18 protein-coding genes are annotated in these 17,805 nt (G+C 34.2%); 16 read left to right on the plus strand and 2 right to left on the minus strand.

Annotation, left to right across the window (positions count from 1 at the left end):
* Nucleotides 1-185 precede the first annotated feature (185 nt).
* The 10 genes from MHH94_RS03255 (at nucleotide 186) to MHH94_RS03300 (ending at nucleotide 11,954) form a co-directional block, all read left to right on the plus strand.
* Entirely contained in the window at nucleotides 186-3,857 is a 3,672-nt protein-coding gene (locus MHH94_RS03255) for a nitrate reductase subunit alpha (RefSeq protein WP_075578153.1), read from the plus strand.
* Nucleotides 3,847-5,403 (plus strand): nitrate reductase subunit beta, encoded by a 1,557-nt coding sequence (gene narH, locus MHH94_RS03260; RefSeq protein WP_058591168.1) that lies wholly within the window; start codon nucleotides 3,847-3,849, stop codon nucleotides 5,401-5,403. The genes MHH94_RS03255 and narH overlap by 11 nt, the downstream gene beginning before the upstream one ends.
* Entirely contained in the window at nucleotides 5,396-5,971 is a 576-nt protein-coding gene (narJ, locus tag MHH94_RS03265) for a nitrate reductase molybdenum cofactor assembly chaperone (protein WP_078354946.1), read from the plus strand. The genes narH and narJ overlap by 8 nt, the downstream gene beginning before the upstream one ends.
* The gene (gene narI / locus MHH94_RS03270) at nucleotides 5,964-6,644 is read left to right on the plus strand and encodes a respiratory nitrate reductase subunit gamma (RefSeq protein ID WP_078354945.1); all 681 of its coding nucleotides are present in this window, start codon (nucleotides 5,964-5,966) and stop codon (nucleotides 6,642-6,644) included. The genes narJ and narI overlap by 8 nt, the downstream gene beginning before the upstream one ends.
* Nucleotides 6,645-6,671: 27 nt before the next feature.
* Complete coding sequence (nreA, locus tag MHH94_RS03275) at nucleotides 6,672-7,115, plus strand: nitrate respiration regulation accessory nitrate sensor NreA (RefSeq protein ID WP_058591165.1); 444 nt, start codon at nucleotides 6,672-6,674, stop codon at nucleotides 7,113-7,115.
* Nucleotides 7,112-8,146: a sensor histidine kinase gene (locus MHH94_RS03280; RefSeq protein WP_058591164.1), complete on the plus strand. Its 1,035-nt coding sequence runs from the start codon at nucleotides 7,112-7,114 to the stop codon at nucleotides 8,144-8,146. Before nreA ends, MHH94_RS03280 begins: the two co-directional genes overlap by 4 nt.
* Nucleotides 8,147-8,164: 18 nt before the next feature.
* Nucleotides 8,165-8,818: a nitrate respiration regulation response regulator NreC gene (gene nreC / locus MHH94_RS03285; RefSeq protein ID WP_048541110.1), complete on the plus strand. Its 654-nt coding sequence runs from the start codon at nucleotides 8,165-8,167 to the stop codon at nucleotides 8,816-8,818.
* A 205-nt stretch (nucleotides 8,819-9,023) separates the two neighbouring features.
* Complete coding sequence (locus MHH94_RS03290) at nucleotides 9,024-10,184, plus strand: nitrate/nitrite transporter (protein WP_058591163.1); 1,161 nt, start codon at nucleotides 9,024-9,026, stop codon at nucleotides 10,182-10,184.
* 256 nt (nucleotides 10,185-10,440) lie between these two features.
* A complete protein-coding gene (locus MHH94_RS03295) occupies nucleotides 10,441-11,442 on the plus strand; it encodes a ThiF family adenylyltransferase (RefSeq protein WP_048541106.1) in 1,002 nt (333 codons plus the stop codon).
* A gap of 11 nt (nucleotides 11,443-11,453) precedes the next feature.
* Nucleotides 11,454-11,954, plus strand: a complete 501-nt coding sequence (locus tag MHH94_RS03300) for a MogA/MoaB family molybdenum cofactor biosynthesis protein (protein ID WP_078354944.1) — start codon at nucleotides 11,454-11,456, stop codon at nucleotides 11,952-11,954.
* On the opposite strand, the gene moaC is transcribed toward MHH94_RS03300, so the two are convergent.
* The gene (gene moaC, locus MHH94_RS03305; protein WP_048541103.1) at nucleotides 11,955-12,434 is read right to left on the minus strand and encodes a cyclic pyranopterin monophosphate synthase MoaC; all 480 of its coding nucleotides are present in this window, start codon (nucleotides 12,432-12,434) and stop codon (nucleotides 11,955-11,957) included. It lies immediately after the preceding gene.
* Between the two features lie 67 nt (nucleotides 12,435-12,501).
* Here moaC and MHH94_RS03310 point away from each other — a divergent pair, with 67 nt between their 5' ends.
* Genes MHH94_RS03310 through moaA form a run of 6 tightly spaced genes read left to right on the plus strand, consistent with a single transcriptional unit; the run spans nucleotide 12,502 to nucleotide 16,556 of the window.
* Nucleotides 12,502-13,761, plus strand: coding sequence for a molybdopterin molybdotransferase MoeA (locus MHH94_RS03310; protein WP_325889148.1), 1,260 nt, complete (start codon nucleotides 12,502-12,504; stop codon nucleotides 13,759-13,761).
* On the plus strand, nucleotides 13,758-14,216 hold the full coding sequence (mobB, locus tag MHH94_RS03315) for a molybdopterin-guanine dinucleotide biosynthesis protein B (protein ID WP_058591160.1): 459 nt from the start codon (nucleotides 13,758-13,760) through the stop codon (nucleotides 14,214-14,216). The genes MHH94_RS03310 and mobB overlap by 4 nt, the downstream gene beginning before the upstream one ends.
* A gap of 8 nt (nucleotides 14,217-14,224) precedes the next feature.
* Entirely contained in the window at nucleotides 14,225-14,674 is a 450-nt protein-coding gene (locus MHH94_RS03320; protein ID WP_325889168.1) for a molybdenum cofactor biosynthesis protein MoaE, read from the plus strand.
* On the plus strand, nucleotides 14,674-14,907 hold the full coding sequence (moaD, locus tag MHH94_RS03325) for a molybdopterin converting factor subunit 1 (RefSeq protein WP_048541098.1): 234 nt from the start codon (nucleotides 14,674-14,676) through the stop codon (nucleotides 14,905-14,907). The genes MHH94_RS03320 and moaD overlap by 1 nt, the downstream gene beginning before the upstream one ends.
* 7 nt (nucleotides 14,908-14,914) lie before the next feature.
* Entirely contained in the window at nucleotides 14,915-15,505 is a 591-nt protein-coding gene (gene mobA / locus MHH94_RS03330) for a molybdenum cofactor guanylyltransferase MobA (RefSeq protein ID WP_217843983.1), read from the plus strand.
* 28 nt (nucleotides 15,506-15,533) lie between these two features.
* Complete coding sequence (gene moaA / locus MHH94_RS03335) at nucleotides 15,534-16,556, plus strand: GTP 3',8-cyclase MoaA (protein WP_058611887.1); 1,023 nt, start codon at nucleotides 15,534-15,536, stop codon at nucleotides 16,554-16,556.
* Between the two features lie 141 nt (nucleotides 16,557-16,697).
* On the opposite strand, the gene MHH94_RS03340 is transcribed toward moaA, so the two are convergent.
* Complete coding sequence (locus MHH94_RS03340; RefSeq protein ID WP_084755792.1) at nucleotides 16,698-17,738, minus strand: SDR family oxidoreductase; 1,041 nt, start codon at nucleotides 17,736-17,738, stop codon at nucleotides 16,698-16,700.
* Between the last annotated feature and the right edge of the window lie 67 nt (nucleotides 17,739-17,805).

Consider the following 17,805-nt stretch of genomic DNA (forward strand, 5'->3'; position numbering starts at 1 on the left):
TGAAAATAAATAATATGTCCGAAGCCTCAAACAAAGATCAACACTTTGTTTGAGGCTTTTTTGCGCAAATAAAGGAATGTAGGGAATTCGTCATGTTGTATAGGTAATCCCCTAATACATAAACATTGTGAAAAAAATTACAATTGATATAGATAATTAAGGGCAAATAATAGGAGGTTCTAACTATGTCTAAGTTAGGTTTGAAATTCTTTAAGCCAACCGAAAAATTTAATGGAAATTGGTCTATCTTAGAAGAAAAAAGTAGAGAATGGGAGAAAATGTACAGAGAAAGATGGAGTCACGATAAAGTTGTCAGAACGACTCATGGTGTAAACTGTACAGGCTCTTGTTCATGGAAAGTGTTCGTGAAAAATGGTGTGATTACATGGGAAAATCAACAAATTGATTATCCTTCTTGTGGACCTGATATGCCTGAATTTGAACCTAGAGGATGTCCGCGTGGTGCTTCTTTTTCATGGTATGAATATAGTCCATTACGTGTGAAATTCCCTTACGTTAGAGGTAAGTTGTGGAAACTTTGGAAAGCTGCTTTAAGTGAATACGGAGATCCTGTTGTCGCTTGGGCATCCATTGTTGAAGATGAACAGAAAGCTGAAATTTATAAAAGTGCACGCGGTAAAGGTGGACATGTTCGCGTAAATTGGAGAGATGTTACACAACTCATCGCAGCACAAATTATATATACTGTGAAAAAATATGGTCCAGACAGAATTGCTGGATTTACACCTATACCGGCTATGTCCATGATTAGCTATGCTTCAGGTGCGCGTTTTATATCGTTATTAGGTGGGGAAATGCTTAGTTTTTATGATTGGTATGCTGACTTACCACCTGCTTCACCACAAATATGGGGTGAACAAACGGATGTACCTGAATCAAGTGATTGGTATAACGCCGGTTATATTATTATGTGGGGATCGAATGTACCATTAACGCGTACACCAGATGCGCATTTTATGACTGAAGTAAGATATAAAGGTACTAAAGTTGTGTCTGTCGCACCAGACTATGCTGAAAATGTAAAATTTGCTGATAACTGGTTAGCACCAAATCCTGGTACAGATGCAGCATTAGCGCAAGCTATGACACATGTCATTCTTCAAGAATATTATGAAGATAAACAAGAAGAAATGTTTATCAACTATGCAAAACAATACACTGATATGCCTTTTATCATACAACTTGATAAACATGGAGAAGGTTATAAAGCAGGTCGTTTCTTAAGATCAAGTGATTTAGGTATGGAAACAGAACATGCAGAATGGAAACCAGTAGTTTACGACCAAAATAGTGAACAACTTGTCATACCTAATGGAACGATGGGACAAAGATATGAAGAAGGCGTTAAATGGAACTTAAATTTAGTAGGTGAAGATGGAAAAGAAATAGATCCAGCTCTATCTTTTAAAGACCATGATTCTAAAGTGATCACAATTCAATTTCCGTATTTTGATAATGATGGAAATGGTATTTTCGAAAGACCTATTATCGTTAAAGAAATCGAAAATAAGGACGGAGAAACAATTTATATCGCGACAATATACGACTTAATGACAAGTCAATATGGCGTAAGAAGATTAAATCATCCACTTGAAGCATCAAGTTATGAAGATGAAAATTCTATGTATTCACCTAAATGGCAAGAAAAAGTAACAGGTGTTAAATCTTCAATAGTGACGCAAGTGGCAAGAGAATTTGCGCAAAATGCAGTTGATACAAATGGTCGCTCAATGATTATTATGGGGGCAGGTATCAATCACTGGTTTAACTCTGATACAATTTATCGCTCTATATTAAACCTTGTTATATTATGCGGATGCCAAGGTGTAAATGGTGGCGGATGGGCGCATTACGTTGGTCAAGAAAAATGTCGTCCGATAGAAGGTTGGTCAACGATTGCTTTTGCGAAGGATTGGCAAGGACCACCTAGACTTCAAAATGCAACAAGTTGGTTCTACTTTGCAACGGATCAGTGGAAATATGAAGAGTCTGGTGTTGATAAATTACAGTCACCGTTATCAAATGAATTGAAACATCAACATCCAGCTGATTATAACGTATTAGCTGCACGATTAGGATGGCTACCATCATATCCTCAATTTGATTGTAATAGCTTATTGTTTGGAGAAGAAGCGAAAGATGCAGGGGATGACTCAAATGAAGCGATTCTTCAAAGGGCAATTGAATCAGTAAAATCTAAAAAGACTAAATTTGCTATAGAAGACCCAGATGCAAAGAAAAATCATCCAAAAACATTGTTTGTATGGCGTTCAAATTTAATCTCTAGTTCAGCAAAAGGACAAGAGTACTTTATGAAACATTTATTAGGTACTAAATCAGGTCTGTTAGCAAATCCTAATGAAACAGATAAACCAGAAGAGATTGTTTGGCGAGAAGAAACAACCGGCAAATTAGATTTATTAGTTGCGCTAGATTTTAGAATGACAGCAACACCGTTGTATGCAGATGTCGTATTACCGGCAGCAACATGGTATGAAAAACATGATATATCTTCTACTGATATGCATCCATTCATACATCCGTTTAACCCTGCAGTTGACCCATTATGGGAATCAAAATCAGACTGGGATATTTATAAAACGTTAGCAAAATCTGTTTCTGATTTAGCGAAGACACATATGAAAGGCACATTTAAAGATGTTGTGACAACACCTTTAGCACATGATTCTAAACAAGAAATTTCAACACCTTACGGAATTGTTAAAGATTGGTCTAAAGGTGAAATTGAAGCAATACCTGGTAAAACGATGCCTGGTTTCGCAGTTGTAGAAAGAGATTATACAGCTATATACGATAAATATATATCAGTTGGACCGTTGTTAGAAAAAGGTAAAGTCGGTGCTCATGGTGTAAGTTTCTCAGTTAAAGAGCAATACGATGAATTAAAGATTATGTTAGATACGTGGGAAGATGACACTGTTAAAAATGGCCTTCCTAGAATGGATACAGCACGAAAAGTAGCAGATGTTATATTGAATGTTTCATCAGCTTCAAATGGTAAAGTATCACAAAAATCTTACGATGACTTAGAAGAACAAACGGGGATGACATTGAAAGATATTTCTAGTGAACGTGCATCAGAAAAAATAACGTTCCAAAATATAACAGCACAACCGAGAGAAGTTATACCGACAGCAGTATTCCCTGGTTCAAATAAATTAGGCAGAAGATATTCGCCATTTACGACAAATATCGAACGTCTTGTACCTTTTAGAACGTTAACAGGTAGACAAAGTTATTATATTGATCATGAAGTATTCTTACAGTTTGGCGAGAACTTACCAATCTATAAACCAACATTACCGCCAATGGTATTCGGTACGAAAGATAAAAACATAAAAGGTGGCGTAGATACATTAGTATTACGATATTTAACGCCTCATGGTAAGTGGAATATTCACTCAACTTACCAAGATAATTTGCATATGTTGACGTTATTTAGAGGTGGTCCAACTGTTTGGATTGCGAAAGAAGATGCAATGGCGAACGACATTCAAGATAATGATTGGTTAGAAGTATATAACAGAAATGGTGTTGTTACAGCTAGAGCAGTTGTATCGCATAGAATGCCAAGAGGTACGATGTTTATGTATCATGCACAAGATAAACATATTGAGACACCTGGATCAGAAATTACAGATACACGTGGTGGCTCACATAATGCACCTACACGTATTCACTTGAAACCTACGCAATTAGTAGGCGGTTATGCACAAATTAGTTATGGCTTTAATTACTATGGGCCAATTGGAAACCAAAGAGATGTATATGTTGCGATAAGAAAAATGAAGGAGGTAGATTGGCTTGAAGATTAAAGCGCAAGTAGCTATGGTTATGAATTTAGATAAATGTATAGGATGCCATACATGTAGCGTCACATGTAAAAGTACATGGACAAATAGATCAGGCGCTGAGTATATATGGTTTAATAATGTTGAAACGAAACCGGGTATCGGTTATCCGAAACGTTGGGAAGACCAAGAAACTTATAAAGGTGGTTGGGTACTCAACAAAAAAGGAAAATTAGAATTAAAGTCAGGTAGTAAACTATCTAAAATTGCATTGGGTAAAATTTTCTATAATCCTGATATGCCAGAAATGAAAGATTATTATGAACCGTGGACATATAATTATAAACATTTAACAACAGCTAAAGAAGGAAACCATTCTCCAGTAGCAAAAGCAGAATCTGTTATTTCAGGTAGAAAATTAGATATTAAATGGGGACCAAACTGGGAAGATGATTTAGCTGGTGCTCATGTTACAGGACCTACTGATCCTAACATTCAAAAAATCGAAGAAGAAATTAAATTTAACTTCGACCAAACATTTATGATGTATTTACCAAGACTGTGTGAACATTGCTTAAACCCAAGTTGTGTTGCATCATGTCCATCTGGTGCAATGTATAAAAGAGATGAAGATGGTATTGTACTTGTCGACCAAGATGCATGTCGTGGTTGGAGATATTGTATGACAGGTTGCCCGTATAAGAAAGTGTATTTCAACTGGAAAACGAACAAAGCAGAAAAATGTACATTCTGTTTCCCTCGAGTTGAAGCTGGGTTACCAACAGTATGTTCTGAGACTTGTACAGGTCGTATGAGATATTTAGGTGTATTACTCTATGATGCTGACAAAGTTCAAGAAGCAGCTTCTGCAGAAAACGAAAAAGACTTATATCAAAAGCAACTTGATCTATTTTTAGATCCATTTGATGAAGATATTATTCAACAAGCTGAAAAAGATGGTATTTCACAAGATTGGATTGAAGCTGCACAAAATTCACCAGTATATAAACTGGCAATAGAATATAAATTAGCATTTCCTTTACACCCTGAATATCGAACATTGCCAATGGTATGGTATTGCCCACCATTAAGTCCGATTATGAATTACTTTGAAGGTAAAGATTCTATTAGAAATCCAGATATGATTTTCCCAGCTATCGAAGAAATGAGATTACCCGTTCAATATTTAGCGAATATGTTAACAGCAGGTGATACGAAGACGGTTAAAGAAGCATTGCAAAAAATGGCCATGATGCGTAGTTATATGAGAGCTAAATCCAGTGGTAAAGATTTTGATATTTCAAGACTTGAACGTGTAGGACTCACTGAAAGACAAACGAAATCGATGTATAGATTACTCGCGATTGCTAAACATGAAGATCGTTTTGTTGTACCGACATCACATAAAGAAGGTTATATGGATACTTATAGAGCACAAGGTAGCCAAGGTTATGGTGGCGAAATGTTTGGCTCAAATTGTGATGGTTGTGGTGTTCAAGGATTATCAGAACAAAAATCCGGACAAGAAATATACAATGAGAACTTCTATGGAGGGATTTTCCGTGATTAATTTAGATGCATTATATCAACTTAAAGAAAGCTTTGGTTTCTTTAGTAACCAGTTAACTTATCCAGAAAAGCTAGACTTTCATCCTAAAGCATTTGATAAAGCTTTCGATTCCAATCATCCTGCCTATCACGAAATTAAACAATACTGGGAAAATATGCATGATATTTCTTTAGATGATATTCAAGAAGTATATACAAGAACATTTGATTTTGAAAAAAAGACGACGTTATATATGACGTATAATAAACTAACAGAACAAAAAGAACGAGGTCAAATGCTTGCAAGATTAAAAGTACTTTATGAAATGTTCGGGCTAGAAATGCCTCAAAATGAACTATCAGATTTTTTACCACTTATGCTTGAATTCTTATATGCTGCAGAGTGGAGAGGCGACAGTCGTGCACAAGAAAGTTTAACGCTTGTTGTGATGGTCATTGAAGATGGAACATATGAATTGCTTCAAGCATTAGGTAAACAAAACAGTCCTTACTTTCATTTGATTAAAGCAATTAGAGAAACGTTAAAATCATGTGTAATAGAGCAAGAGAAGGTGATCAACGGTGATTAATCAATTTATATGGGTTATCTATCCTTATTTATGTATCGCTACTTTTATTATTGGTCATTTATTTAGATTTAAATATGATCAATTTTCATGGACAGCAAAGTCTAGTGAGTTTATTGAGAAGAAACAATTGATGTGGGGAAGTATTTTATTTCACTTAGGTATTATTCCAGTTATATTCGGACATGTAGTTGGTTTAGGTATACCTGCAGAATGGCTAAGTAGTGTCGGCGTTAATGATCATTTATATCATATCGGCGCAGTTTATATTGGGAGTATTTTCGGTATTGTGACATTAATCGGTATGGTCCTCTTAACAGCTAGAAGAATCACGAAACAAAATGTAAGAAGGTTAAGTTCAGCATCGGATATTATTGTAAATATATTATTGTTAGTTATCGTGTTGATGGGTTGTATCTCGACGTTATGGACGAACGCGACAACACCAGACTTTGATTATAGACAAACAATTTCTGTTTGGTTTAGAGGCTTGTTAATCTTTAAACCGGATGTTGCTTTAATGAATGACGTCCCTTTAACATTTAAGGTACATATTATTTTAGGATTTTTAATCACAAGTTTATGGCCATTTACGAGATTGGTACATGTTTGGAGTGTTCCACTTAATTACTTTAGTAGAAGTTACATTATTTACAGAAAACATAAAACGAATTAAACTATAAGTAAAAGCGAGGTGTTTAAAATGTCTAATGATTTTGATTTTCAGGAACAGTTGGATCTTATTCGTAGTACTTATGGTGTTGATTTTGTTGGATTAGCAATGACTTCTGAAAACTCTGCTCACTTTCATATAAAATGGCAGTATGTATCTGGAAATTTAAATCATAGATATCAAAACATCGTATTAAGAAGCGGAAGAGGAATAGCAGGGATTGTTATCAAAAGTGGGAAACCTGTTGAAATTCATGATTTGAAAGAAAGTACCTATCATGATCACCCCTTTAACTATCCGATTGTTCAAAGTGAACAATTAACATCATTGCTTGCGATTCCATTATGGAAAAAATACCGAGTTTGTGGTGTACTCTTGCTCGGACAACGTGATGAAAAACGATTTCCTGAAATAGATATGAATGATTTTAATCGCTTTGGACCATTTTATGGAAAGGACATGATGAATGTATGAGTTCAGAAGATGCTTCAATATTAATGGATATATTAAAACAATACTATGAAAAAACGAGCGAAATGATTGTGTTTTTAAATAGTAAAGGACAGGTTATTAATATGAATGAAGCTGCCCGAAAAGTAATCTCTGAAGACAATCAATCATCATTGACACATGCCATTTGTAGTAGGTGTGAAGGTTATTCAAATGAATATGCCTTACAATCATGTAGAGACTGCTTTTTAGAGTCTTCAAAGATTGGCAACACAAGCTTTCAAGTGTTTATGCAGACGAATAGCGGGACTGTTGAACCTTTTACAGCGACTTATCAAACGATTAGCGAAGAAGACGATGTTAAAGTGTATACATTACAAAATGTATCACCACAAATTGAAAGACAACAGAAATTACATCAGCAAACGATGATCCAAAAAACAATATCCGCACAAGAAAACGAGCGTAAAAGAATTTCTAGAGAATTACACGATGGTGTTGTTCAAGAATTGCTTAATGTCAGTGTTGAACTTAGATTATTGAAATATCAGAATGATATTGACGAATTGAAGCAACAATCTCAACATATTGAAACATTAATGTCTCGATTAATCGATGATATTAGAAACTTATCTTTAGAACTAAGGCCTTCATCATTAGATGATCTTGGATTAGACGCAGCATTCAAGTCATATTTTAAACAGCTTGAGAAAAATTTCGGTTTCCATGTTCACTATCATTATGATTCGTCTATTAAACGTTTTAATACGGAAATAGAAACGGTCGTATATAGAATTGTACAAGAAGCAGTGTTTAATGCATTAAAGTATGCTAATGTGGATAGTGTTGATGTACATATGTCTTGTGATGGAAATGAAATAGAAGTTGAAATTGCTGACCAAGGGAATGGATTTGTATTAGGTAGTCAGCCAAAAGGTTCAGGACTAGGTATATATGGTATGAAAGAACGAGCTGAAATCGTTGGCGGTAAAATCAATATCGAAAGTAAACTTAAAAAAGGTACAAATATTAAATTGAATGTACCAATAGCATAAATGGTGGGGGTGGTATATATGAACATCGTAATAGCAGATGATCATGCAGTGGTGAGAACAGGCTTTTCAATGATTTTAAATTATCAAGAAGACATGGAAGTTGTTGCGACAGCTGCAGATGGTATAGAAGCATATCAAATGGTTGCAAAACATTCACCAGATGTATTGATCATGGATTTAAGTATGCCACCTGGTGAATCGGGATTAATCGCAACTGGTAAAATATCAGATGACTTTAAGCAAACTAAAATATTAATATTAACAATGTATGATGATGAAGAATATTTATTTCATGTATTAAGAAGTGGTGCAAAAGGATATATCTTGAAAAATGCACCAGATGAAGAATTAATACATGCTGTAAGAACAATATATAGAGGCGATATGTATATTGATTCTAAAGTCACAAGTTCACTTGTGAATGAACTTTTTAATCATCAAGATAACAGTGATCAAAGTACTTCTGATCCATTTAAAATATTATCTCAAAGAGAACTAGAAATTTTACCTTTAATTGCAAAGGGCTATGGTAATAAAGAAATCGCGGAGAAATTATTTGTTTCTGTCAAAACGATTGAAGCACATAAAGCGAGAATTATGGATAAACTTGGTTTAAAATCGCGCCCAGAATTAGTTGAATATGCTATGAAGAAAAAATTATTGGACTTCTAAAATGAAATTGACCTGATAAATTTTTGGCTCAAAAGCCTCAATTTATCAGGTCTTTTTATGTTTTTTAGTGTATTGAATTTATAAATGAATATAGGGATTTTCCATGTTTCAATAAGGGGATATCCTTATGTGCACTTTTTCACAAATGACCTACAATAATATTGGAAAGATTATACATAAAGATTAATTTCGAAGGGTGAAAAACATGAGAAATAACTTAGGAAAAGTTCAACTACCACTCCAAACCTTTAGTTTAATGGCAGGATTTATGGTTTGGAGTATACTCGCACCTTTAATGCCTTATATTACACAAGATATAAGTGTTGAAGAAGGTCAGAAAGCTATTATTTTAGCAATCCCCGTTATTTTAGGATCAATATTAAGAATACCGATTGGCTATTATACGAACTTGTTAGGTTCTAGATTGGTATTTTTAGTGAGTTTTATTATTTTATTGTTTCCAGTATTTTATTTAAGTCAAGCACATTCAACTACAGGATTGATGGTTGCAGGATTCTTTATTGGTCTTGGTGGTGCAATCTTTTCAGTAGGTGTTACATCTATTCCTAAATATTTTCCAAAAGAAAAACATGGTTTTGCGAATGGTATTTATGGAATGGGTAATTTAGGGACAGCCGTATCATCATTTTTAGCGCCTCCAATAGCAGGCATTATCGGATGGCAACATACTGTTCAACTTTATTTAATCGTATTACTTATCTTCGCAGTATTAATGTTTATCTTTGGAGATAAGGAAGAACATAAAGTCAAAATTCCAATGATTTCACAAACGAAACAAGTTATCAATAACTATAAACTTTACTATTTTAGTTTCTGGTATTTTATTACGTTTGGTGCATTTGTTGCATTTGGTTTGTTCTTGCCAAACTTTTTAGTGAGTCATTTTGAAATTGATAAAGTAGATGCTGGTATTAGAACAGGTATCTTTATTGCAATCGCAACATTACTTAGACCAATAGGTGGTATGTTAGGAGATAAATTTAATGCTTTAAACGTATTGAAAGTATTCTTTATCGGTTTAATAGCAGGTGCAATCGTACTTTCAATATCACATCATCTCATCTTGTTTACAATTGGATGTTTGACGGTAAGTGTTTGTGCAGGTATTGGTAATGGACTTGTATTTAAACTTGTACCAACATACTTCACAAAAGAAGCGGGTGTTGTAAACGGAATTGTATCTATGATGGGTGGACTCGGAGGCTTTTTCCCACCATTAATTATAACGTTAGTAACGAGTTTGACTGGTTCAAATCATTTAGCATTCTTTATGCTTGCTATATTTGGTGTGATTGCACTTATCACAATGATGCATATGACTAAAATAGAAAGAAAGTATCTATAGTTGTTTGTCTTTAAAAATTAAGAAGGCTGGGACATAACGGAATGCCTCAGTCTTTTTTAGTATCTTGGCAGTAGATGACTGAATTGAAAATGCGCTTTTGTAAAGCTTTTTCCAACTCTAGTCATCCTTGCCGGGGCGGGACTACGAAATCTTTTTATATAAATTAGATTTCTGTCCCGCTCCCTTACAATTAATTGAGGATAAAAGCGTTTAACTTTATAATAGAGTTAAAGAGATTCGTGAAAGGTTGATATAAATGAACGAACGTTATTCTCGTCAAATTTTATTCGATAAAATTGGAGAACAAGGTCAAGAAAGAATTGAACAAGCGAGTGTCACAATTGTAGGCATGGGTGCACTTGGTACGCATGTTGCTGAACAGTTGACTAGGTCGGGGATACAGAGACTCAATATTATTGATCGAGATTATGTTGAATCGTCAAACTTACAAAGACAAACATTATTTATAGAGAATGATATTAAAGAAATGCTACCTAAAGTTGTAGCTGCAGAAAGACATTTAATGAAAATTCGTGAAGATATTACAATAAAATCTTATATTGCGCAATGTGATGCAAAGTTATTACATGAAGTAGCGCGTTATTCAAACATTATTATTGATGCGACAGATAATTTTAATACGAGACAAATTATTAATGATTTTGCGTACAAGATGAATATTCCGTGGATATATGGCGCATGTTTAGAATCTACTTATGTTCAAGCGACTTTTGTGCCTAAAGAAACACCTTGCTTGAACTGTGTATTACCACAATTGCCAGTGATTAACCGAACTTGTGACACAGTAGGCGTGATAAATCCAGCAGTAACAATGGCAGCAAGTTTACAAGTTGCAGATGCACTTAAAATATTGGCTGGTTATTCATTTACACCTAAAATTACGTACGGTGACGTTTGGTTCGGTGAACATCAATCATTTGGATTTGAACAAATGAAACAAGACTATTGTGAGACTTGTGGAGCAGAACCAACTTATTCAAAATTATCAAATTCAGACAAACAACTAACTGAATTATGTGGCCGTCATACTGTTCAATATATAAACGAGAAGCTTAATCGACCAGCTATTGAAAAGTTTGTTGCTCAAAATGGATTATTGCATCGTTCTAATGCGTATATGATTCAGTATTTATACGATGACCATCGTGTCGTAGCATTTAATAATGGTAGGTTATTAATTCATGATTTGGATTCTGTAGAAGAAGGCAGACAGTTTGTTGAGAATATGTTTGGATAGGAGTTAAATCGATGAGTGTAGTTAATAGAATAAATCGTCTTATAAATGTGGCAGTTTTAACCGTAAGTGATACGAGAACGAAAGAAACAGATAAAGGTGGACAACTTGTTCAACAATATTTGAAAGATCTCAATGTTGAAATTAAAGAAGGCCATTATCAAATTGTTAAAGATGATGTCACTGAAATTCAAACGCAAGTAAATGAGTGGCTTAATAATGATGTTGACGCCATTATTACAACTGGCGGTACAGGTATTAGTCAAAGAGATGTTACGATCGAGGCGATTAAGCCTTTACTAGATAAAGAAATTGAAGGATTCGGTGAGATATTTAGATATTTAAGTTATACAGAAGATGTAGGTACGAGAGCGATACTTTCTAGAGCAATTGCAGGTACAGTAGGGCATCAAGTTATTATTTCAATACCGGGTTCTACAGGTGCAGTTAAATTAGCAATGGAAAAGCTCATAACTAAAGAATTGAATCATTTAGTACATGAGCTTAATAAATAACTATTGGCGTTTGAAGTCGCCATTTTTGCCACCAGTCTTATAAGATAAATATGTTTCGCCAATAACCATGCCTTTATCAACGGCTTTACACATATCATATATTGTTAAAGCTGTAACACTTGCAGCAGTTAAAGCTTCCATTTCTACACCCGTTTGACCTTTCGTCTTAACGGTTGCTGAAATGTTGATTGTGTATGGTTGATCTTTATCCCATTCGTAAGAGATATCGATGCCTGTTAATTGAAGTGGGTGACACATAGGTATCAATTGGCTTGTATTCTTAGCAGCCATAATGCCTGCAATTTGTGCTGTGCCAAGTACATCGCCTTTTTTATTTGTTGCATTTTTTATTTGATCATAGATTGTTTGATTTACTTTAATACTTGAGTTTGCAATTGCGATACGTGTGCTTGTTTCTTTATCTGAGACATCAACCATTTTTGCATGGCCTTGCTCGTTAAAATGTGTAAATTCAGACAAAATCATCATCCTTTCTAAAGATATTATAACATGTAAGTTTAAATAAATTGATAGGGAGTGTAGACAATTGACAGTTGAAATGAGAACACCTATACCAGTAAAAGAAGCAATTGAACGTGTTATTAAAGTAGTAAAGCAGTTAGAGACAGAAACAGTATCAATAAATGAAAGTTTAAACTATATACTTGCTGAAGATATTCAAGCAACTTACGATATTCCTCGATTTGATAAATCACCTTACGATGGGTTTGCAATTAAAAGCGCTGATTCTAAAGGGGCATCAGGAGATAATAGAATATCATTTAAAGTTGTAGATCATATCGGTGCTGGAACAGCTTCAAATGTGACTTTAAATAGCGGAGAAGCGGTACGTATTATGACTGGCGCACCTATACCTGAAGGTGCAGATGCAGTTGTAATGTTTGAACAAACAGTGGAAACAGAAACAGGATTTACCATTCGTAAACCATTTACGGAAGGTGAAAATGTCGCGTTTCAAGGAGAAGAATGTAAAGAAAATGAATACGTCTTACATAAAGGTCAACGTATTAATAGTGGAGTTATTGCAGTGTTGGCAACATTTGGCTACGAAACTATTAAAGTATCCAAGAAGCCAACCGTTGCAGTCATAGCAACAGGTAGCGAGTTAGTAGGACCAAATGAGCCATTAGAACCAGGAAAGATTAGAAATTCAAATGGTCCTATGATTGAATCGTTATGTAAAGAAGTTGATATCGAAGCTACTACATACAAAATTCAAGAAGATAACTTACAAGGTTGCATTGATATTGTTGAAAAAGCAATGTCACAACATGATATCGTGATTACAACTGGTGGCGTATCAGTAGGAGACTTCGACTATTTACCGAAAGTGTATGATGCAATTGGTGCAACAGTACTCTTTAATAAAGTGCAAATGAGACCTGGTAGCGTAACAACGGTTGCTTGCAAAAGTGAGAAGTTGTTGTTTGGTTTATCGGGTAATCCATCAGCTTGTTACTCAGGATTTCATTTGTTTACTAAGCCTACAATTCTAAAAATGATGTCTGCAGATGCTATATACCCAGTCATAATAGACGCGAAGTTGAATGAAGACTTTAAAAAAGCTAACCCATTTACGAGATTTATTAGAGGTAAATTATCATTCACTTCACAAGGTGTTTATGCTGAACCATCAGGGTTTAATAAATCAAATGCAGTCGTCGCGATTGCTAAAAGTAATGGCATGATTATATTACCTGGTGGAACAAGTGGTTATCAAAAAGACGACGATGTTAAAGTTCTATTAACAGACCATCAGTCATATGAAAGTCAATTAACACTATGAAGATATTACAAATAGTTGGCTATAAAAATAGTGGTAAAACAACATTAATAAATGAATTAATTAAAAAATGTCGCAGTCAGCAATTAACAGTATCTACAATTAAACATCATGGGCATGGTGCAGACGAAATTTCTTTAAATCATAAAGAAGTAGACAGTTTAACGTTTATAAATAGCGGTGCTAAAGAAAGTATCGTATTGGGTAAACAGTTAATAGAGAGAGTAACTTTTGAGGAGAAGTCATTACAGCAAATAATAGATGAAGATTTGTCTATTGAGCCTGATGTACTACTAATTGAAGGATTTAAGCATGATCATTTTCCAAAAGTACTTTTAACGAAGCAATCTCAAGATTTGGAACAAACGCTACAAAATATTGTATATCAGTTTGATGCGTTTAATCTTGAAGAAAATAAAGACTTTAAAGTTTGGTTTGAAAATTGGTTGAAAAAGTAGGTGTTGAAGTGAAACAATTTGAAATCGTCAATGATCCAATAAATCCTGAACAATACAGAAACTGGACACTCAATGAAAAGCAAGGTGCAGTTGTTGTGTTTACAGGACATGTCAGAGAATGGACAAAAGGCATTAAAACGGAGTACTTAGCTTATGAGGCTTACATCCCAATGGCAGAGAAGAAATTAGCTCAAATAGGTGATGAAATTAAAGAAAAATGGCCAGGTACAATAGTTGCAATTGCACATAGAATTGGTGAATTACAAATATCAGATATAGCTGTTGTCATCAGTGTATCTTCACCGCATAGACAAGATGCTTATAAGGCGAATGAATATGCAATTGAAAGGATTAAAGAAATCGTACCAATCTGGAAAAAAGAAATATGGGAAGATGGGGAAGAATGGCAAGGCAGTCAAAAACAGTACCATTCTTCTATTCAAATGGAGGGTAAATAATGAAAGTATTGTATTTTGCTCATTTAAAAGAAATAATAAACATAAATGAAGAGCAAATAACTCTTAACCAAGACTACTCTGTGTTAAACTTTAAGCAATATTTAGTTGAGAAGCATCCAGAGTTAAAGGATGAAACTTTTCAAGTTGCTGTAAATGAGGAATTCGTGCAAGATTCAAGTGTTATAACAGACCAAGATGTTGTTGCATTGATTCCACCAGTTAGTGGAGGGTAAAGAGAAAATGATAGCAATAGTTCTAGCTGGCGGTAAGTCCAGTAGATTTGGTTCACCAAAAGCGTTAGCGACAATTAATGGAGAAGTTTTTTATGAAAAAATCATTCAAACTTTAAATCAAACGAATTTATTTGAAAAAGTTGTGATTAGTACGAGTGAAGAATTGAAAGATTCATTCAATCACCATGATGTTGTCGTAGATTTATCAAAGTACAAAAATAATGGTCCTTTAGGTGGGATATATAGCGTGATGCAAAAACATGATTCGGAATGTTATTTTGTGATTGCTTGCGATACACCTAAAATTACCGAAAAAGCGATTAGTCATTTGTATCAATTTTTTATTTCGCGTGTAATGGAAGAACAGCTAGATATTGCTGGATACGAAGCAAATGGTAAAAAAATGCCGACGTTAGCATTTTATAGTCATCGTGTCGAAGCGGACATTAAAGAAGCGTTAGACCATGAAGCCTTTAGAATGAAAGAAATATACGAAAAGAAACCTTCACAATGGTTAGATGTATCAAATGTGAAAGATTCAACTAATTGGTACCAAAACATAAATTACATTGAAGATTTAGAAAAAGCAGAGTTTTAACGATTGTATAGGTAGAGGGGGCGTTACGATGCATCAACCTATCAAAGATAAATTAGGAAGACCAATTAGAGATTTAAGAATATCCGTTACCGACCGATGTAATTTTCGCTGTGATTACTGTATGCCAAAAGAAATTTTTGGAGATGATTACGTCTTCTTACCTAAAGAAGAATTGTTGAGTTTTGAAGAAATTACGAGATTATCTAAGTTATACAGCTCACTTGGTGTAAAGAAAATTAGAATTACAGGCGGAGAGCCGCTTCTAAGACGAAATCTATATGAGCTTGTAGAAGCTTTGAACAAAATAGAAGGTATTGAAGACATCGGACTAACAACAAATGGTATGTTGTTAAAAAAACATGGATTGAATTTATACAATGCAGGACTACGTAGAGTGAATGTAAGTATAGATGCAATGGATGATGAATTATTTAAATCGATTAATAATCGCCAAATATCCGCTTCTCAAATACTCGATCAAATAGATTATGCAGTGAGCATAGGTTTAAAAGTTAAAGTGAATGTCGTAATCCAAAAAGGGGTGAACGACCAAGAAATACTACCACTTGTTGAGCATTTTAAAGAGAAAAACATTATCGTAAGATTTATAGAATTTATGGATGTAGGTAATGATAATGGGTGGAATTTTGATAAAGTCGTCACTAAGAAAGAAATGTTAAATATCATTTCTTCAGCCTATGATGTAGAACCAGTAGAAGCCAATTATTTTGGAGAAGTTGCAACATACTATCGCCATAAAGATAACGGCGCACAATTTGGTTTGATCACGAGTGTATCAGCATCGTTTTGTTCATCATGTACACGAGCAAGAATTTCATCTGATGGTAAATTTTATGGTTGCTTATTTGCTGAAAAGAATGGCTATGATATAAAATCAGAGCTAAGAAGCGGTAAGACGGACGAAGAATTATTAACTATATTAAAGTATTTATGGAATATAAGAGATGACAGATACTCAGATGAACGAACAGCAGCTACTGTAGCTAGACGAAAGAAAAATAAAATTAATATGAACTATATAGGTGGTTAGATTAAAAGTTAGGGACAGAATTCTGAGAAATGTCTCTAAATGAGCGCCCATCTAACTACCACAATTCGAAATAGTGGAAGTTACAGCATTCTAATACAACTAAAACAAGCTAGGACAAAACGATTGTCCTAGCTTGTTTTACTATTTCATAAAATATTTTCCGATAATCATATCCAATGTTTCTTTTGAAAGTACGAGTGTCTGTTCGTTTGCTTTTTTGAGCATTTCTTCAGTATTCTCATCATTAAATTTGATAGATTTAGAGAAGTAAGGTGCAAATACATCGATAAAACTATTCAGTACTCTTTCTTCATCTGTTATTGTGTTTATCTCAATCATTGGAGCAACTTCTAATTGATGGAAGTCTAGATGTTTCTTAATTGTCGCAAATATAAAGTCATTTGATGGTGGATTCTGATTGGTTGCGTGATAAATTTTATGATTTTCTGCATAATCACATGCTACTGTAAGTACTTGTACAACATAATCAACTGGTACGAAATTCGACGTATGACTTGCATCTCCAAATAGTCTATATATTGCATGATCTTTCTTTTTTTCTACACGTCTTTTGAAGACTTTTAATGCTTTCATAAAGCCATACAATGTGAAGTTTGAATCAGCTTCGCCTGTTACGGAATCACCTATTATAATAGCTGGACGTATGATTGAAGTTGCCATTGTTTCTCTTTGCATCACGATATGTTCAGCTTTAATTTTAGTCGCTTCATATGGATTATTTGTTGGTGAATCGATTGAATGCAGTACTTCATTACCACGCTCTTGCTCACCAACTGTATAGGCTGTTGATACATATAAAAAATGCTTTGTTTGTATATGTTCTGCTAAATCCAAAGCATGTTGTGTGCCGATATAATTGATTTGATAAAGATCATCTGCAAGTTCGAAATTAAATTTGACGAGTGCAGCTAAATGATAAAATTTATCTATTTGAGGTATCGTTTCAATATCACTTTCAGACACACCACATAATACTTCTGTAATGTCTCCATTAATAAAGTGAATTCTTGAATGATACGATGGATTTAATTTATTGAGCAATTGATCTTTCTTCTGCTCACTCCTGTATAATACATAAAATTGCTTTTGTGCATCTTTTGCAAGTGATTGTATTAACTCTGCACCTACAAATCCCGTAGCACCTGTTAAAAAAATGTTCATGTTTCCACTCCGATTCTAAGTTTCTGACTATATTTTGAATGATGACTATCTGAAAGTAAAGTATTTT

Origin of the sequence: Mammaliicoccus sp. FSL K6-3158, assembly GCF_038005105.1 — a bacterium.
Lineage (GTDB): Bacteria > Bacillota > Bacilli > Staphylococcales > Staphylococcaceae > Mammaliicoccus > Mammaliicoccus sciuri.